The sequence below is a fragment of the Methylomicrobium agile genome, from assembly GCF_000733855.1.
Lineage (GTDB): Bacteria > Pseudomonadota > Gammaproteobacteria > Methylococcales > Methylomonadaceae > Methylomicrobium > Methylomicrobium agile.
The window spans coordinates 498,383-513,379 of the sequence record NZ_JPOJ01000001.1 but is presented as its reverse complement, the minus strand read 5'-3'; the positions used below and the strand labels follow the sequence as shown (position 1 = coordinate 513,379).

General features: G+C 54.2%; 15 protein-coding genes. 13 read left to right on the top strand and 2 right to left on the bottom strand.

Translation table 11 applies throughout. The features are described from left to right. From tssC to CC94_RS0102365, 10 genes are all read left to right on the top strand, one after another. Positions 1–1,491 (top strand): type VI secretion system contractile sheath large subunit, encoded by a 1,491-nt coding sequence (gene tssC / locus CC94_RS0102405; RefSeq protein WP_005373621.1) that lies wholly within the window; start codon positions 1–3, stop codon positions 1,489–1,491. An 87-nt stretch (positions 1,492–1,578) separates the two neighbouring features. Then, positions 1,579–2,073 carry an Hcp family type VI secretion system effector gene (locus CC94_RS0102400; protein WP_005373619.1) on the top strand — a complete coding sequence of 165 codons (495 nt, stop codon included), beginning with the start codon at positions 1,579–1,581 and terminating at the stop codon, positions 2,071–2,073. Positions 2,074–2,144: 71 nt separating this feature from the next. Then, a complete protein-coding gene (locus CC94_RS0102395; RefSeq protein WP_005373617.1) occupies positions 2,145–2,942 on the top strand; it encodes a type VI secretion system accessory protein TagJ in 798 nt (265 codons plus the stop codon). Positions 2,943–2,948: 6 nt separating this feature from the next. Further along, positions 2,949–3,452, top strand: coding sequence for a type VI secretion system baseplate subunit TssE (gene tssE, locus CC94_RS0102390; RefSeq protein ID WP_005373614.1), 504 nt, complete (start codon positions 2,949–2,951; stop codon positions 3,450–3,452). Positions 3,453–3,455: 3 nt separating this feature from the next. Next, positions 3,456–5,345, top strand: coding sequence for a type VI secretion system baseplate subunit TssF (gene tssF, locus CC94_RS0102385; protein WP_031429664.1), 1,890 nt, complete (start codon positions 3,456–3,458; stop codon positions 5,343–5,345). After that, complete coding sequence (gene tssG / locus CC94_RS21140; RefSeq protein ID WP_031429663.1) at positions 5,309–6,370, top strand: type VI secretion system baseplate subunit TssG; 1,062 nt, start codon at positions 5,309–5,311, stop codon at positions 6,368–6,370. The genes tssF and tssG overlap by 37 nt, the downstream gene beginning before the upstream one ends. Before the next feature lie 168 nt (positions 6,371–6,538). Next, positions 6,539–9,223 carry a type VI secretion system ATPase TssH gene (gene tssH, locus CC94_RS0102375; RefSeq protein ID WP_031429662.1) on the top strand — a complete coding sequence of 895 codons (2,685 nt, stop codon included), beginning with the start codon at positions 6,539–6,541 and terminating at the stop codon, positions 9,221–9,223. Positions 9,224–9,278: 55 nt separating this feature from the next. Next, positions 9,279–9,437: a hypothetical protein gene (locus CC94_RS23535; protein WP_157203359.1), complete on the top strand. Its 159-nt coding sequence runs from the start codon at positions 9,279–9,281 to the stop codon at positions 9,435–9,437. Between the two features lie 159 nt (positions 9,438–9,596). Next, the gene (locus CC94_RS0102370; RefSeq protein WP_005373602.1) at positions 9,597–10,301 is read left to right on the top strand and encodes a M35 family metallo-endopeptidase; all 705 of its coding nucleotides are present in this window, start codon (positions 9,597–9,599) and stop codon (positions 10,299–10,301) included. Positions 10,302–10,521: 220 nt separating this feature from the next. Continuing rightward, positions 10,522–11,478, top strand: coding sequence for an IS5 family transposase (locus CC94_RS0102365; protein ID WP_031429660.1), 957 nt, complete (start codon positions 10,522–10,524; stop codon positions 11,476–11,478). 323 nt (positions 11,479–11,801) lie between these two features. Here the strand turns inward: CC94_RS0102365 and CC94_RS0102360 are convergent, their stop codons facing one another. Next, on the bottom strand, positions 11,802–12,086 hold the full coding sequence (locus tag CC94_RS0102360) for a hypothetical protein (RefSeq protein ID WP_005373601.1): 285 nt from the start codon (positions 12,084–12,086) through the stop codon (positions 11,802–11,804). Continuing rightward, positions 12,079–12,261, bottom strand: coding sequence for a hypothetical protein (locus tag CC94_RS0102355; protein WP_169740940.1), 183 nt, complete (start codon positions 12,259–12,261; stop codon positions 12,079–12,081). Before CC94_RS0102355 ends, CC94_RS0102360 begins: the two co-directional genes overlap by 8 nt. A 347-nt stretch (positions 12,262–12,608) precedes the next feature. On the opposite strand from CC94_RS0102355, the gene CC94_RS0102350 reads away from it, so the two are divergent. From CC94_RS0102350 to CC94_RS0102340, 3 genes are read left to right on the top strand one after another with little or no spacing between them, the layout of a single operon-like run. Then, positions 12,609–13,031, top strand: a complete 423-nt coding sequence (locus CC94_RS0102350) for a papain-like cysteine protease family protein (protein ID WP_245549540.1) — start codon at positions 12,609–12,611, stop codon at positions 13,029–13,031. 51 nt (positions 13,032–13,082) lie between these two features. After that, entirely contained in the window at positions 13,083–14,150 is a 1,068-nt protein-coding gene (locus tag CC94_RS0102345) for a M35 family metalloendopeptidase (RefSeq protein WP_157203358.1), read from the top strand. After that, on the top strand, positions 14,147–14,593 hold the full coding sequence (locus CC94_RS0102340) for a hypothetical protein (RefSeq protein WP_157203357.1): 447 nt from the start codon (positions 14,147–14,149) through the stop codon (positions 14,591–14,593). The genes CC94_RS0102345 and CC94_RS0102340 overlap by 4 nt, the downstream gene beginning before the upstream one ends. Positions 14,594–14,997 lie beyond the last annotated feature (404 nt).

The window sequence follows — 14,997 nt, the reverse complement described above, 5'->3', positions numbered from 1 at the left end:
ATGTCGGTATTGGAAAGCCAAGTCTCACAAGGGGCAACAGAAACCCTGGAAATTGATGAATTTTCCGCGCTGTTGGCAAAGGAGTTCAAGCCTGGCACCGAGGCGGCCAGTCATGTGAATACGGCCATTTCTACCCTCGCGCAATATGCCTTGCAGGACGTCACGAAAATTTCCGATGACGTGATCGGCAGCATACAGGCGATTATTGCTGGCCTGGATCAAAAGATTTCCGAACAGCTCAACCTGATCATGCATCACCCCGATTTCCAGAAGCTCGAAAGCGCATGGCGGGGATTGCACTATCTGGTCAATAATACCGAAACGGACGAGATGTTGAAGATCCGCGTGTTCAACATTTCAAAAAATGAGCTCGGTAAGACATTGAAAAAATTCAAGGGGACTGCCTGGGACCAAAGCCCGCTCTTCAAAAAGCTTTATGAAGAAGAATACGGTACGTTTGGCGGAGAACCTTTCGGTTGTCTGGTCGGCGACTATCATTTCGATCATTCTCCTCCCGACGTCGAATTGCTCGGCGAAATGGCGAAGGTCAGCGCGTCCGCGCATACCCCGTTCATTTCTGGCGTGGCGCCGGCGGTCATGCAGATGCAAAGCTGGTCGGAACTGGCCAATCCCCGCGATTTGACCAAGATTTTCACCACGCCGGAATATGCCTCTTGGCGTTCGCTGCGGGAGTCCGAAGACGCGCGTTATCTCGGTTTGGCGATGCCGCGCTTTTTGAGCAGGCTGCCGTATGGCGCAAAAAGCGATCCGGTCGAAGAGTTCAATTTCGAGGAAGATACGGAGAGCAGCGACAGCAGCAAATACACGTGGTCCAATGCGGCGTATGCGATGGCAGTCAACATCAACCGCTCGTTCAAACTGTACGGCTGGTGCTCGCGGATTCGCGGTATCGAATCCGGCGGCGCAGTCGAAGGCTTGCCGGTGCATACCTTCCCGACCGACGACGGCGGCGTCGACATGAAATGCCCGACCGAGATCGCAATCACCGATCGGCGCGAGGCCGAGCTTGCCAAAAGCGGTTTCATGCCGCTGATCCACAAGAAAAACACTGATTTTGCGGCATTCATCGGGGCGCAATCGCTGCAAAAGCCGGCCGAATATGAGGACCCGGACGCGACCGCCAATGCAAATCTGGCGGCACGCCTACCGTATTTGTTCGCGACCTGTCGCTTTGCGCATTATTTGAAGTGCATGGTGCGCGACAAGATCGGCTCATTCAAGGAGCGCGAAGACATGGAGCGTTGGCTTGGCAATTGGATCAATCAATATGTCGACGGGGACCCGATCAACTCCAGCGAAATTACTAAGGCTAAAAAACCGCTGGCGGCTGCCGAAGTCGTTATCGAGGAGGTCGAGGGCAACCCAGGTTATTACAGTGCCAAGTTCTTTTTAAGACCGCATTATCAGTTGGAAGGACTGACGGTCTCATTGCGTCTGGTTTCGAAATTGCCTTCCGCAAAAAGCGGCTAATTAGGCGTGCGGAAAGCTTTTTCGCTTTGCCGGCAAAGTATTTTAAATGCTTTACTATTCATTAATCACACTAAGTAGGAGATTGAAATGGCTGTAGATATGTTTATCAACATGGGATCTAAAATCAAGGGAGAGTCGAAGGATAAGGCTCAAGGAGCAAAAGGCGATATCGACATTTTGGCTTGGTCTTGGGGTATGTCGCAATCGGGCTCGTTTCATGTAGGTGGCGGCGGCGGCGCCGGTAAAGTCAATGTGCAGGATATCTCGTTTACCAAGTACATTGATGCGGCGTCTCCGGCAATCCAATTACATTGTTGTGGCGGGACGCATATAGATCAAATGGTTCTATTATGTCGCAAGGCAGGGGAAACACAGGAAAAATATATTGAAATCACGCTGAAAAAGTGCATTATCTCCTCGGTTTCGACCGGAGGGAGTGGTGGCGAGGATCGTTTGACCGAAAACGTGTCGGTGAATTTTGCCGAATTCAAGTTTGAATATTTCAAACAGGATGATAAAGGTAAAACTGCTTCTGCGGGCGTATGCGCATGGAACATCGAAGAAAACGTCAAATCAGGCTAAGCCTTTGCTAAAAAATGACCGGGCAATTTTTTTGCCCGGTTCTTTTTATTGCCGTTTAAGGATTATTTGCCGTGAGCGCTGAATCAAGTTTACAAATGGGCGATTTGGATGAATCGCTGAAACAGTTACAGGATCAGGTTAGAAAAGACTCCGCCAATCCGAAACACCGGGTATTTTTGTTTCAGTTGTTGGCGGTGTTGGGCAATTGGGAAAGAGCGTTGGCGCAATTGAATGTTGCCGGCGAATTGTCTGCCGAAAACTTTCCGATGGTGCAGACCTATCGCGAAACGATTCGCTGCGAACTGCTCCGCGAGAAAGTGTTCAAGGCGCACACGATGCCGATCATGTTCGGCGAGCCGCAACAATGGCAAGCACTGTTATTGGAATCGCTAAAATTGCTCAATGCGGGCAATTACGAAGCCGCGTTACAGGTTCGAGATCAGGCCTATGAACAGGCACCGACGGTCACCGGCACGGTCAACAATGAGCCTTTTGACTGGCTGGCCGACACCGACACCCGCTTGGGACCGGTGCTGGAGCTGATCGTGAACGGTAAATATTATTGGGTGCCAAGCACAGCAGTACGCAAATTGGCAATCGAAGTGCCGGTCGATTTGCGCGACTTGGTTTGGTTGCCGGCCCAAGTGACTTGGGTAAACGGCGGCGGCGCTGCCTGCTTTATTCCCACGCGTTACCCCGGTTCGGAAACGTCGGCAGACTCCGCGATCCGCTTGGCGCGCAAGACCGAATGGCTGGAACCGTATCCAGGCCATGCGTTTGGTATCGGTCAAAAAGTCTTGGCCACGAACGATCGCGATTATGCGCTGTTCGAAATCCGGGAATTGGTTTTCAATCATCCCGACAGTTGACGCATCATGGCTGAATTGACCCATCAAGAGCGTTTGCAGCCGTCCTTACTGGACCGTTTGACCGACGGCGCCCCTGATAAATCAATCGAAAGCCGGGAGCAACGGGTGTTGTCTTTGCGCCAATTGAGGCAAAGCGTACTGCGCGATTTGGGTTGGTTGTTGAGCGCTTCCGCGTTCGATACCATGGTCGATCTGACAGCTTACCCTTTTGTTGAACATTCGGTGATCAACTACGGTACGCCGTTATCTTCCGGTACTTCGGTCAGCAGCATGGATGCGGCTAAAATTGAGCGCAAGATCAAACAAGCGATTCTCGACTTTGAGCCGAGAATTCTTGCCAATTCGCTGACGGTCAAATTGGTGTCCGATGAAGGCAAAATGAACCAACAAGCGGTATCTTTTACGATAGAAGGCGAGTTATGGGCGCAGCCGTTGCCGACGCATTTGTTCATCCGCAGCAGTTTTGACCTCGAAACGGGAGAGGTGACGGTCAAGGATCTGGGAGGTTAGGGTATGGATCCCCGCTTATTGAATTACTACAACCGCGAATTGCAGCATGTGCGCGAGATCGGCGCCGAATTCGCGGCCGAATATCCGAAAATCGCCGCCCGTTTGGGCCTCGATACTTTCGAATGCGCCGATCCGTATGTCGAGCGTTTGTTCGAGGGCTTCGCGTTCATGGCGGCGCGCGTGCAACTCAAGATCGATGCCGAGTTTCCACGCTTTACGCAGAATTTGCTGGAAATCGTTTACCCGCATTATTTGGCGAGCACGCCGTCGATGGCGGTCGTCGAGTTTGCGCCGAAATTGAGCGAATCCGGTCTGGCGGAAGGCTTCGTGATTCCTAGGGACACCGTGCTGCGCGGCCAAATCGGCAAAGGCGAGCAGACCGCCTGCGAATACCGCACCGCGCATCCACTCAAATTGTTTCCGCTCGAAATACGGCAGGTCGATTATTTGCCGACCCTGGCGGCCGTATCCGCCTGCGGCCTGACGTCCGGCAAACATTTGACGAACGTCAAAGCCGCGTTGCGCATCGTGCTGAATACCACGGCCGGCGTGCCGTTCGATAAAATAGCACTCGACACGTTGACGCTGTTTTTACGCGGCACAGCCGGCATTCCTTACCGTCTCTACGAGCAACTGTTGGCCAACAGCAAAGCGGTGGCCGGTAAATTTCGCGTCAACGAGGTCGCGGAGGTGAACTATGCGGCGAGTGCCGGGCTCGTGCGGGGCATGGGATTTGCCGAAGACGAAGCGATGCTGCGCAACACCCCGCGTTCGTTCACCGGTTACCGGATGCTGCAAGAATATTTCGCGTTTCCCGAGCGGTATTTGTTCGTCGAACTTTCCGGTCTGGCGCCGTTGTGCGGCACGTGTCCGGGGCACGAGTTGGAGTTGTTCGTGCTGTTCGAGCGCAGCGACGCCAACTTGATTCATGCGTTGGACAAGTCGAATTTCGGTTTGTTTTGCGTGCCGGCGATCAACCTGTTCCCGAAGCGGAGCGACCGCATTCACGTCGACCCGCGCCAATCCGAATTCCATGTCGTCGTCGACCGGACGCGGCCGATGGATTACGAAGTCCACAGCATCGAGCAGATGACCGGTTACGGCAGCGAACAACGCAGCGAGCAAACGTTTCTGCCGTTTTACGGGTCGCGCAGCGCCTATCAAGGCCAAAGCGAAACCGCGTTTTATACGCTGAATCGCCGCAAACGCGTGTTGTCTTCCAGGCAGCGGCGCGAAGGTATCCGCTCCAGTTATATCGGCAGCGAAATGTTCGTCTCGCTGGTCGATGCGGCGGAAGCGCCGTTTTCGCCGAACATCTCGATGCTGGGTCTGGACATTTTATGCACGAACCGCGATTTGCCGCTGTTGATGCCGGTCGGCGTGGGCGACACCGACTTCACGTTGCAGATCGGCGCGCCGGTGCAAGCGATCCGTTGCGTCGCAGGACCCACGCGGCCCTTACCTGCCGCTTACGAGGGCGATACGGTCTGGCGTCTGATCAGCCATCTTTCTTTGAATTATTTGTCGCTGATCGACAGCGATGCCGGCCAAGGCGCCGTGGCCTTGCGCGAGCTCTTGAGTCTTTACGCCGATCAACGCGATTCGGTCAAGCGCAAACAAATCGAAGGTGTCGTGTCGGTCGGCGCCAGAAACGTCGTGCGCCGGATCGACACCAAAGGGCCGATCGTGTTCGGACGCGGCCTGGAGGTGTCGTTGACGCTCGACGAATCGGCGTTTGAAGGCGGCGGTTATTTTTTGATGGGCAAAGTCTTGGAACAATTTTTTGCGCAGCACGTATCGATCAATTCGTTTGTCGAAACGGTGGTGCGTTCGACCGACCGCGGAGAGGTGGCCAGATGGCCGGCGAGAATCGGACGGCGGCACATTTTTTAAGCGCCGAGCTGGAAGAGGCCGCTTACCGCTTCGATTTTTTCGAGGCGATGCGCTTGATCGAAACCTGGCATCCCGATAAACCGAAATTGGGCGACAGCTTGAAGGCGGCCGACGATCCGGTGCGTCTCGGGCAAGTGCCGGAGCTTCAATTTCCTGCGTCCGCCTTGGCGCATTATTCCCGTGACGCCGCGCCGCCGCGCCTGGCGGTGCATTTTTTCGGTTTGTTCGGTCCGAACGGGCCTTTGCCGCTGCATTTGACCGAATATGTGCGCGATCGGCTCAGAAACCATCACGATTCCACCTTGTCCGCGTTCGCGGACGTTTTTCATCACCGCATGCTGTGCCTGTTTTATCGGGCCTGGGCCGACGCGCGCCCGGAAGTCGCCTACGACCGGCCGTCTGTCGACCGCTTTCCGTTTTACGTCGATACGTTGTTGGGGTTGGGTGGCCAGGCTTTTCGGGCACGGGATGCGCTGCCGGATCGGGCGAAGCGGTTTTATGCGGGCCGTTTTGCCGAGCAGGCGAAAAATCCCGAAGGTTTGCGGGCGGTCGCCTCGGATCTGTTGGGCGTCGAAGTCCGCGTCGAAGAGTTCGTCGGTGAATGGATGAAAATCGAAACGGAAGAACATACGCGCCTGGGTTATTCGCCGCAGGTGGCGACGCTCGGCCAATCGGCGCTGCTCGGCGCGTACGTTTGGGGCTGCCAGCATAAATTTCGGCTGACCGTGGGGCCGTTGTCGTTGACGCAGTATTTGGCGCTGTTGCCGGGCGCGGAAGCGTTGGCGAAACTGACCGCGATCGTGCGCAATTACGTCGGCGACGCATTCGTCTGGGACATCAATCTGATTTTGCGCTGCGACCAGGTGCCTCGGGAAGTCTCGCTGGGGCGGCCCAAGACCGAACGGCCCGACAGCATGAACGGCGGCGCGCAGTTGGGCTGGAGCATGTGGTTGGGACCCAGGCCGGGTTTCAGTGACGCGGACGATTTGATGCTGAATCCGTTCGTCAAACAAAGTAGGCTTTAACGTTTTGAGGTCTCTCCATGATTTTTTTAACAGAAATAAAAACAACCGTTTGCAAAATCGCCAAACACCTTCTCTCTGGAGGAGGCGTGTAAAGCACCGGTGTCGAGACCCGCGTTTTAAAGCTGGACGGCACACACTATAACAACAATCGATCAGCAGGAACGAGTCATGGCAGAAATAAGCCGAGTCAAATTATTTGGAAAGTTAAACCGGGTTTGCTACAAGGCCGTCGAAGGCGCGACCGTGTTCTGCAAACTCAGAGGCAACCCCTACGTCGAGCTGGTGCATTGGCTGAGCCAGCTCTTGCAGTTGCCCGATTCCGATTTGCACCGCGTGCTCAAACATTACAGCCTCGACGCCTCGGTGCTGGCGCGCGACGTGACCAATGCGCTCGACCGGCTGCCGCGCGGATCGACCGCGATCTCCGATTTTTCGCCGCACATCGCCGATTCGATCGAACGCGGCTGGGTGTACGGTACGTTGATGTTTGGCGAAAGCCAGGTGCGCGGCGGCCACCTGTTGGTCGGCATCTTGAAAACCCCCACCCTGCGCAACCAATTGGTCGGCATTTCCCGCGAGTTTGAAAAAATCAAGCCCGACGCGTTCAGCGATGAATTGTCCAACATCGTGGCCGGTTCGCCCGAAGACGGCTTGGCCGCGAGCGACGGTTTTCAAGCCGGGGCGGCGCCCGGCGAGGCGAGCGGCGCGATCGCGCCGGCCGCGATGGGCAAACAGGAAGCGTTGAAGCAATTTACCGTCGATTTGACCGAACAGGCGCGGCTCGGCAAGATCGACCCGATCGTCGGCCGCGACGAAGAAATCCGCCAGGTGATCGACATTTTGATGCGCCGCCGGCAAAACAACCCGATTTTGACCGGCGAGGCCGGGGTCGGCAAAACGGCGGTCGTCGAAGGCTTCGCGCTCAAAATCGTTGCCGGCGACGTGCCGCCGTCGTTGAAAGACGTGACGCTCAGAACGTTGGATGTCGGCTTGCTGCAAGCCGGCGCGAGCATGAAAGGCGAGTTCGAGAACCGTCTGCGTCAAGTGATCGAAGAAGTACAGTCGTCGCCGAAGCCGATCATTCTGTTTATCGACGAAGCGCACACCTTGGTCGGCGCGGGCGGCGCGGCCGGCACCGGCGATGCGGCGAACCTGTTGAAGCCGGCCTTGGCGCGCGGCGCGTTGCGCACGGTCGCGGCGACGACCTGGGCCGAATACAAGAAACACATCGAAAAAGACCCGGCGTTGACCCGCCGTTTTCAAGTCGTGCAAGTGCACGAACCGAGCGAGGAAAAAGCGATCCGCATGATGCGCGGCGTCGTCTCGGTGCAGGAAAAACACCATCAGGTCCTGGTGCTCGACGAGGCGCTCGAAGCGGCGGTCAAGCTCTCGCACCGCTATATTCCTGCTCGGCAATTGCCGGACAAAGCGGTCAGCCTGCTCGATACCGCTTGCGCGCGGGTCGGCATCAGCCAGCACGCGGTGCCGGCCGAGGTCGACGATTGCCGGAAGCGGATCGATGCGCTGAATACCGAGCTCGGCATCATCGGCCGCGAAAAAGCGGTCGGCATCGAGGTCGCCGGGCGTGAACAGGCGGCCAACGAAAAACTCGAAGCCGAAAAAACCCGCCTTGCCGAGCTCGACACGCGCTGGCAAGCCGAAAAAGAATTGGTCGGCAAAATTCTCGATTTACGCGCGAAACTGCGCGCGGCTGGACACGAAGTCGACAAAACCGGCGTAGCGCCGGCCGAAGAGGCAAACGACCGCGAAGCGTTATTGGCGGAACTGAAAGATTTGCAGGAAAAACTGCACGAACAGCAGGGTGAAAATCCGTTGATTCTGCCGACCGTCGATCAGCACGCGGTCGGCGCGGTCGTGCAAGACTGGACCGGCATTCCGGTCGGGCGCATGGTCAAAAACGAAATCGAAACGGTGCTGAAATTGCCCGGCTTGCTCGAACAGCGCATCGTCGGCCAGCGTCACGCGCTCGAAATGATCGCCCGGCGCATTCAAACCTCGCGCGCGGGGCTCGACAACCCGAACAAGCCGATCGGCGTATTCATGCTGGCCGGCACTTCCGGCGTCGGCAAGACCGAAACCGCGTTGGCCTTGGCCGAAGTGTTGTACGGCGGCGAGCAAAACGTGATCACGATCAACATGAGCGAATATCAAGAGGCGCATACTGTCTCGACCTTGAAAGGTGCGCCGCCTGGTTATGTCGGTTACGGCGAGGGCGGCGTGTTGACCGAAGCGGTGCGCCGTCGCCCGTACAGCGTAGTGTTGCTTGACGAAGTCGAAAAAGCGCATCCCGACGTACACGAAATTTTCTTCCAGGTGTTCGACAAAGGCTGGATGGAAGACGGCGAAGGCCGGGTGATCGACTTCAAGAACACGCTGATTCTATTGACCACGAACGCCGGCACCGACCTGATCGCGGGGCTGTGCAGCGACCCGGAACTGATGCCGGACCCGGAAGGCATCTCGAAAGCGCTCCGAGAGCCGCTTTTGAAAGTGTTCCCGCCCGCCTTGCTCGGCCGTCTGGTCGTGATTCCGTATTATCCGCTCAGCGACGAAATGATCGGCGCGATCGCCCGCCTGCAACTCGGCCGCATCAAGAAACGCATCGCCGAAAGCCACAAAGTGCCGTTCACGTATGACGACGAAGTGATCAAGCTGATCGCGAGCCGCTGCACCGAACTCGAAAGCGGCGGACGTATGATCGATGCCATCCTGACCAACACGGTGCTGCCCCGGATCAGCGAAGAGTTTTTAACCCGGATGATGGAAGGCAAGCCGATCGATCGGGTACATGTAAGCGTCGCGGATGGGGATTTTGGGTATGGGTTTGAATAAGCAACTCGCTTCATCGCCCGTTTTTTCCGTTCGATAACGAATCCGGGAGCTATCTATGCCGGAACCAGGTGTTTCTTTGGTTTGTTTAAGGAAAAATGATGGTGACGAGGAGATGCAGACAGATGCAGAGTTGCAAAGAAAACCTACAAAAATACCTTCGAGAATGCGCCTGCTCGAAAAAAAGGGCTGCCCGATTTTTTCGGGTATGCCATAGAGAAAACGATTCTTAATCGAATGGATTCGCACCAAGAGCTGACGAATAATCAAGGGTGGGTTCGAGTTTTGGAATGGTAAGAACCGAACCTGCCGGTTTTGCATCGGCGCTTCCCGAAACCACATCATACATAACCGAAACGCACAGAGGAGTCATCGAATGGCCAAGAAGCATCTGAACAAGAAGGAACTGGTTCACCCTTGTCTGTTGATCAAATACAGCGACCAGAATAAGCCCGACAAAGCTACCAAGAAGAAGCTGGTGGAGGCCGTGAAGTTATCGGCCGAGATCATGCGCGCCACCGTCTGGAAGATGGATCGCGTGGTGTTCTTTCAGCGTCCTGAAACCTATTTGACGGATATCGTAACCGAACACTTCCATTTGGGACAGCCGGGTGAAACCAAGTTTCAGCGGCTGCGCTACCTGAACAAGATCAGGGCGTGCATGTTGTCGACTTCATTTCACATCAACACGGGCATGTATCTGCTCGACATAGACGGAGGCAACCGCAAAACTATGGGTGGCTCTCCGCTCAGCGCGCAAGACGTGATTGACATGCCTTACATCGAAGGCTACGTGAGCACCCGGAAAGCGCTCTTCCTTGAGCTTGCCGGGCCGGTGCACGTGGCGTTCGATCTGGCGAAGCAATATTCCAGTCGCGGGCTGGCGCGTCTGATTATCCACGAAGCGACCCATTCATACTGGCATACCGACGACGTCTTTTACGGTCATGAAGGCGGCTACGCCACGATGACGCCGGATGAGTCGGTGCGTAACGCTGACAGCTTTGCTTATGCGGCCCTGTCGATTCACGCCAAGCAAGTGCAGACTTGGGCTACGCTTGACGCGAACGGCGACCATTAAGCGCTGAAAACGCGAGCAAAAAACCGAATGACGGCGACAGTTTTATCGCCGTCCGACGATCAGGAAGGCTGATAAGATGACCGCAATTTTGAAGCTGGATGGAGACCGCTGGCGTCAAAAACATGCCCGGCCTACAGCTCATTAACTTAAGGAAACTCTGAATAAGTTCTGTTGCTGCGATAAAATATCCGCAGCCACCCTTATCGAGAGGACGCCGCAGATGAAACAACTCGGACTCAGTGCCCCGCTGTTCGTGAAGAAGCCGAAGCAGACCCGACGCCAACAATTCCTCCAGGAGATGGAACAGGTGGTACCGTGGGCGTTGTGGACGCGTCGGATTGCGCCGCACTATCCGATGGCGGGCCGAGGCCGGCGTCCCTTTGCTTTGGCGACGATGTTGCGTATCCACCTGATGCAGCAGTGGTTCGGCTATTCTGATCCGGCGATGGAGGAGGCCTTGCACGACATGCCCTTGTTGCGCGAATTTGCCGGGCTCGATGCCGGTGAAGAGGCGATGCCGGATGAGACGACGATCCTCAAGTTTCGGCGCCTGTTGGAACGCCATCAGTTGGCACAAACGCTGTTCGATGAAACGGCGGCATTGTTAGCCGACAAAGGCTTGTTGCTGCGGCAAGGGACGATCGTGGATGCCACCTTGATTGCCGCCCCGCCCTCGACCAAGAACCGCGATCGCAAACGGGATGGCGAGATGAGTTCCACCAAGAAAGGCAACAACTATCACTTTGGCATGAAAGCGCACATTGGGGTCGATGCCGCATCGGGGCTGGTGCACACCGTCGAGATCACTACTGCGAAAGTGGCGGACGGGGTGATGACCGATGCGTTGCTGCACGGCGATGAACAGGTCGTGCTGGGCGACCGGGCCTATACGCGCAAGGATCGCAATCTGGCGGCGGAACGTCAGGAAGGCGAGCCAGTCTGGGCTTTTCCGTTCAAGCGCCGGAAGGGCGAAGAGTTGCCGGCGGAGCAAGCCCTTTGCAACCGCATGTTGGCTTCGCTGCGGTCCGCGGTCGAACACCCGTTCCGGATCGTCAAGCGCCAATTCGGTTATACCAAAGTGCGCTACCGGGGACTTTTCAAGAACGCGCAGCAACTCTACTTGCTGTTTGCCCTCGGTAATCTTTACCACATCCGGCAGGCGTTGATGCCGGCCTAGAGGAGACGTCCGTCCTGCGTCCTGGAAACCCCGGGGGCGAAGGACGAAAACGGCCTCTCATAGGCCGCTTCTCGTCGAAAATCGGACGATTTTTCGGCCAGCCGCCCACGCCGATTGACCGGTTCTAGCGATAAAAGCTACTTAATCAGAGTTTCCTTAACGGCATTGCCTACACACGGCGGTAGCCCTAAATCAACAGCTAAGTGAATAGAAATTAGATAAATGAAAGGGGAAAAGCGAGATAAATGGAAATGAAACGAAATGAAGAGGGATAAAACGGAACAAAAAATAAAAATAATTTCCGCAGAGCGAAAATAAAAAAATCAGCTTGTTTGATCCAAAATTCCGAGTGTTTTTATATCCACAAACGTATCACGATATTTGATCTCATCAAGATAATGAGGATCGTCTAAACGCGCTTCTTGGGCCGCCATACCGGCCTTGTCGCTTCGCAACTGATAAAGCTCCCATAAATGAAGCAGTCTATTATCATGATGCCGCGAACTATGCTGTTCATAATCTTGCCGTGATGAAAACGCATCACGAAACAAAATGAAAAACTCTTCTTGGGTAGCATGATGCGGAGCATCAAAAATAGACTCAATCATATTCTCTCCCTGCCAAATGCTTAATTTTGGTTTGAATGTGGTCTCGAAATTGAGGATATTTCGCAGCCAGTGTCTTGATCAGATCGTCTTGCATCGTCCACCAATTTGCATGCCGATCGATATGAAAGAAATTATCCATCACCTCAGAATCAATAACGAGAGTCACCGGATCCATCGCGCCAATCTCGACCAACAAATTCTTAAAAGTACCCGCACTTTTAGTATAACTCAGCTGGGTAGCCCGATGTTTCAATGCTTCCGGGCTCTGAAATGTCGGGCAGAAAAGCGCTGCCCGATCTACTCGGCTATTTGTAAGACCATAAGCCGCGCCACAGAATGTGCCGACGTAAGGAGGCGCATCGTTCGCGATCGATGCGCTTCGCTATCGTTCATCCGATGGCTTTTTTTGTAGATATAAACGACTGTAAATAAGAGGGCAAGCATGCTAATCGATGTCAACCACGAGGGTAAACTGAAGAAAGAAGGCTACGGTCAGTACAATACGGCAACGTGTTGGCTTTCGTGTTACCGTATGATTTACAAATGGCCGGCAAGGACGAATCGACGATTCCCGGTAAATTGACTGCTGCCGGTTTGGATTACAAGGAATTATGCAAGCGTGGCATCTATATTGAAGAATGGCCGGTTGCAGGTTCCGCGCTGAGAATGTGCGGTTGGGAAGGTCGTTTGGTCAAAGCGTGGGACGACGAACAGCTCGTTTATGTGTTGAAAGGCTACGGTCCCTTGTTTTTTACCTGGGATTACGGTTCTTCGGGGCATGCCTTGCTGATAGTGGGCTTCGAGGCCAAAATGAAAAAATTCAAGATTTACAACCCTTACAATCAATTTGAAGTCGGAACCGTCGATGTGGAGTGGGCTACCGCGTCTCAACTTCGCGAAAAACTGCATAAGGCGCGTTGGGCGCTTCAGGCGTGGTACGGATGACGAAACGCGCATGAGTATGGATCATGGAGTTGAATCGCATTATTATCGATTTTGCTGGAAAATATTCACTTTTTTAAACCATTTAAAATCGGAGGCGTTATGGATATCTTTACCGAGGTATACACCAAGATAATCGATATCTTGAAAACCAAGTCCCTCGATAGCAGTTGGTCCGATATCGAGGCGGAGCTGAAAGCGTTATGTGTCGATACCGGCCCAAACGCGGCAAAGAGCGAGGCTTTGAGCAAAGCCCGGAAAAAAATCGAAAGCGCGGCGGGTATTTTCGATCTCTTCAATCCCGGCAGCGCCCATGCGGGTGAAATTTTGAAAGCCGCCAAGTCCAGCACGACGGGTTTCCAGAACCGGGCGGCCACGCTTAAAACGTTTAAGCATGTGTATTTTGTAGCCAAAAAAGGTAACCAAAGCATTTGGGTGGTTGACCATCCCAAGACTTACACCCAATGGGCGTTTGACCAGTTCGATGGAAAGCAGCTAAAAAACGTCGAAACGATGTTGGCGGAAGAGGAGGAAACCTTCGGCGCTTCTCGTCGCAAAATGATGTCCGATGCATTGCAACTGGCGCGCAAATGGTCTATGGATATCGTGATCAAACTGGGCACCGCAGACGCAAGCACACTGGCTGTCGTCAAGCGTTGGTTTCATACCGACAGTGCAACTGAACAGGAAGTCAAAGCCACCGCGGCCGTTTTGCTGGACGGCTATAAAAAAATCGAAGCGGTCTGCAACTCCACGACCGTTATTTTTTCAGACAGGCCTCATAAGCGGGCCGATAAGGACTGGAACGATACGACTTTTGCGTCGGTCCGCGCGGACGACACTCTGCCGGTCATCTACATTTTTCAGGCTTTCCTGGACGCAGGAAAGCGTACCTTTTTCGGTAACATCCCGAAACTATGGCTGTGTGCGTTGACGGTGGTGCATGAGTTGTCGCATAAAAAAGTCCATACCGACGACATAAGATACGACTATGACGGTCTCAAACCGGGCAGCGGTATCAGTCCGGCAAATGCAATCAAAAATGCCGACAGTTGGGCGTATTTTGGCGCAGATTTAGTTGGCGTCCTGTCCGAGGCCACCGTTAAAAACGTTTTGAAATGAACGCGGTCGATTTTATTCGCATTTGCTGCGGCGTTGGTATGTTGTCAATGGCTTTGTCCGCCTGCGCCAATGATCCTATTCCCCAAACACAGCCCAAAGAGGTAGTCCCTATGGAAGAAAAAGCCAAACGAAAGGCACCGAAGCCTGTTGATCCAGTAGAGATCGATCACATCCGCTACGAAGTCGTGCGCGGTGCGAAGTCACGCGGCTTCGATCAGAATGGCGGTGTCATCGCCGCCATCGATATGACCAAAAACGAAGAATTATGGACCCTGGTTGTCTATCGAACGGTCTACGACCCCAACGAAGAGAAGGATGTGCAGGAGGTCCATATCACCGACATGACTGCCAGCCCGGATAAAAGTCAGTTACGCATCGAAAACGAAGCGCATAAAATCTACTTGCTCGACCTGAGGACACGGGACGTCACGGAAGAAAAATAATCGACCGATACAGTTTCCAGCATTGGCTTCGATTGAAGTGTCGAGCGATGAAACGCCGCTCGACCTACTTTGCCGGGAATCGGCGGCGAGTTTTACAGGTGGATGATGCCAAGTAGGCGGTGCGAACGATCGGTGGATGTGTAGATGTGGGTAATGGATTTGAATGATGTAAACGGTATTGCGAACGAAAACGCCACGTTAAGTACGTTCGTGTTGCATTGGCCGTTGTCGATGCAATGGAACGACGAACGGTTTTTCGAGTTTTGCCAAGCCAACAACGCATGCGCATCAAGCGCGGCGCTTTAGGAGGCGGGGGGAAGGAAACCGGTTCGAGAAATACCCGTCTAACCAGGCATACGATATTCATTTGAACAATTCGATTAGGTATGAAAGATGAAAATATT

Coding starts and splice junctions, on each gene's coding strand:
- tssC (WP_005373621.1), top strand. CDS start 1: ATGTCGGTATTGGAAAGCCAAGTCTCACAAGGGGCAACAGAAACCCTG.
- CC94_RS0102400 (WP_005373619.1), top strand. CDS start 1,579: ATGGCTGTAGATATGTTTATCAACATGGGATCTAAAATCAAGGGAGAG.
- tssE (WP_005373614.1), top strand. CDS start 2,949: ATGGCTGAATTGACCCATCAAGAGCGTTTGCAGCCGTCCTTACTGGAC.
- tssF (WP_031429664.1), top strand. CDS start 3,456: ATGGATCCCCGCTTATTGAATTACTACAACCGCGAATTGCAGCATGTG.
- tssG (WP_031429663.1), top strand. CDS start 5,309: ATGGCCGGCGAGAATCGGACGGCGGCACATTTTTTAAGCGCCGAGCTG.
- tssH (WP_031429662.1), top strand. CDS start 6,539: ATGGCAGAAATAAGCCGAGTCAAATTATTTGGAAAGTTAAACCGGGTT.
- CC94_RS23535 (WP_157203359.1), top strand. CDS start 9,279: ATGCCGGAACCAGGTGTTTCTTTGGTTTGTTTAAGGAAAAATGATGGT.
- CC94_RS0102370 (WP_005373602.1), top strand. CDS start 9,597: ATGGCCAAGAAGCATCTGAACAAGAAGGAACTGGTTCACCCTTGTCTG.
- CC94_RS0102365 (WP_031429660.1), top strand. CDS start 10,522: ATGAAACAACTCGGACTCAGTGCCCCGCTGTTCGTGAAGAAGCCGAAG.
- CC94_RS0102360 (WP_005373601.1), bottom strand. CDS start 12,086: ATGATTGAGTCTATTTTTGATGCTCCGCATCATGCTACCCAAGAAGAG.
- CC94_RS0102355 (WP_169740940.1), bottom strand. CDS start 12,261: ATGGATCCGGTGACTCTCGTTATTGATTCTGAGGTGATGGATAATTTC.
- CC94_RS0102340 (WP_157203357.1), top strand. CDS start 14,147: ATGAACGCGGTCGATTTTATTCGCATTTGCTGCGGCGTTGGTATGTTG.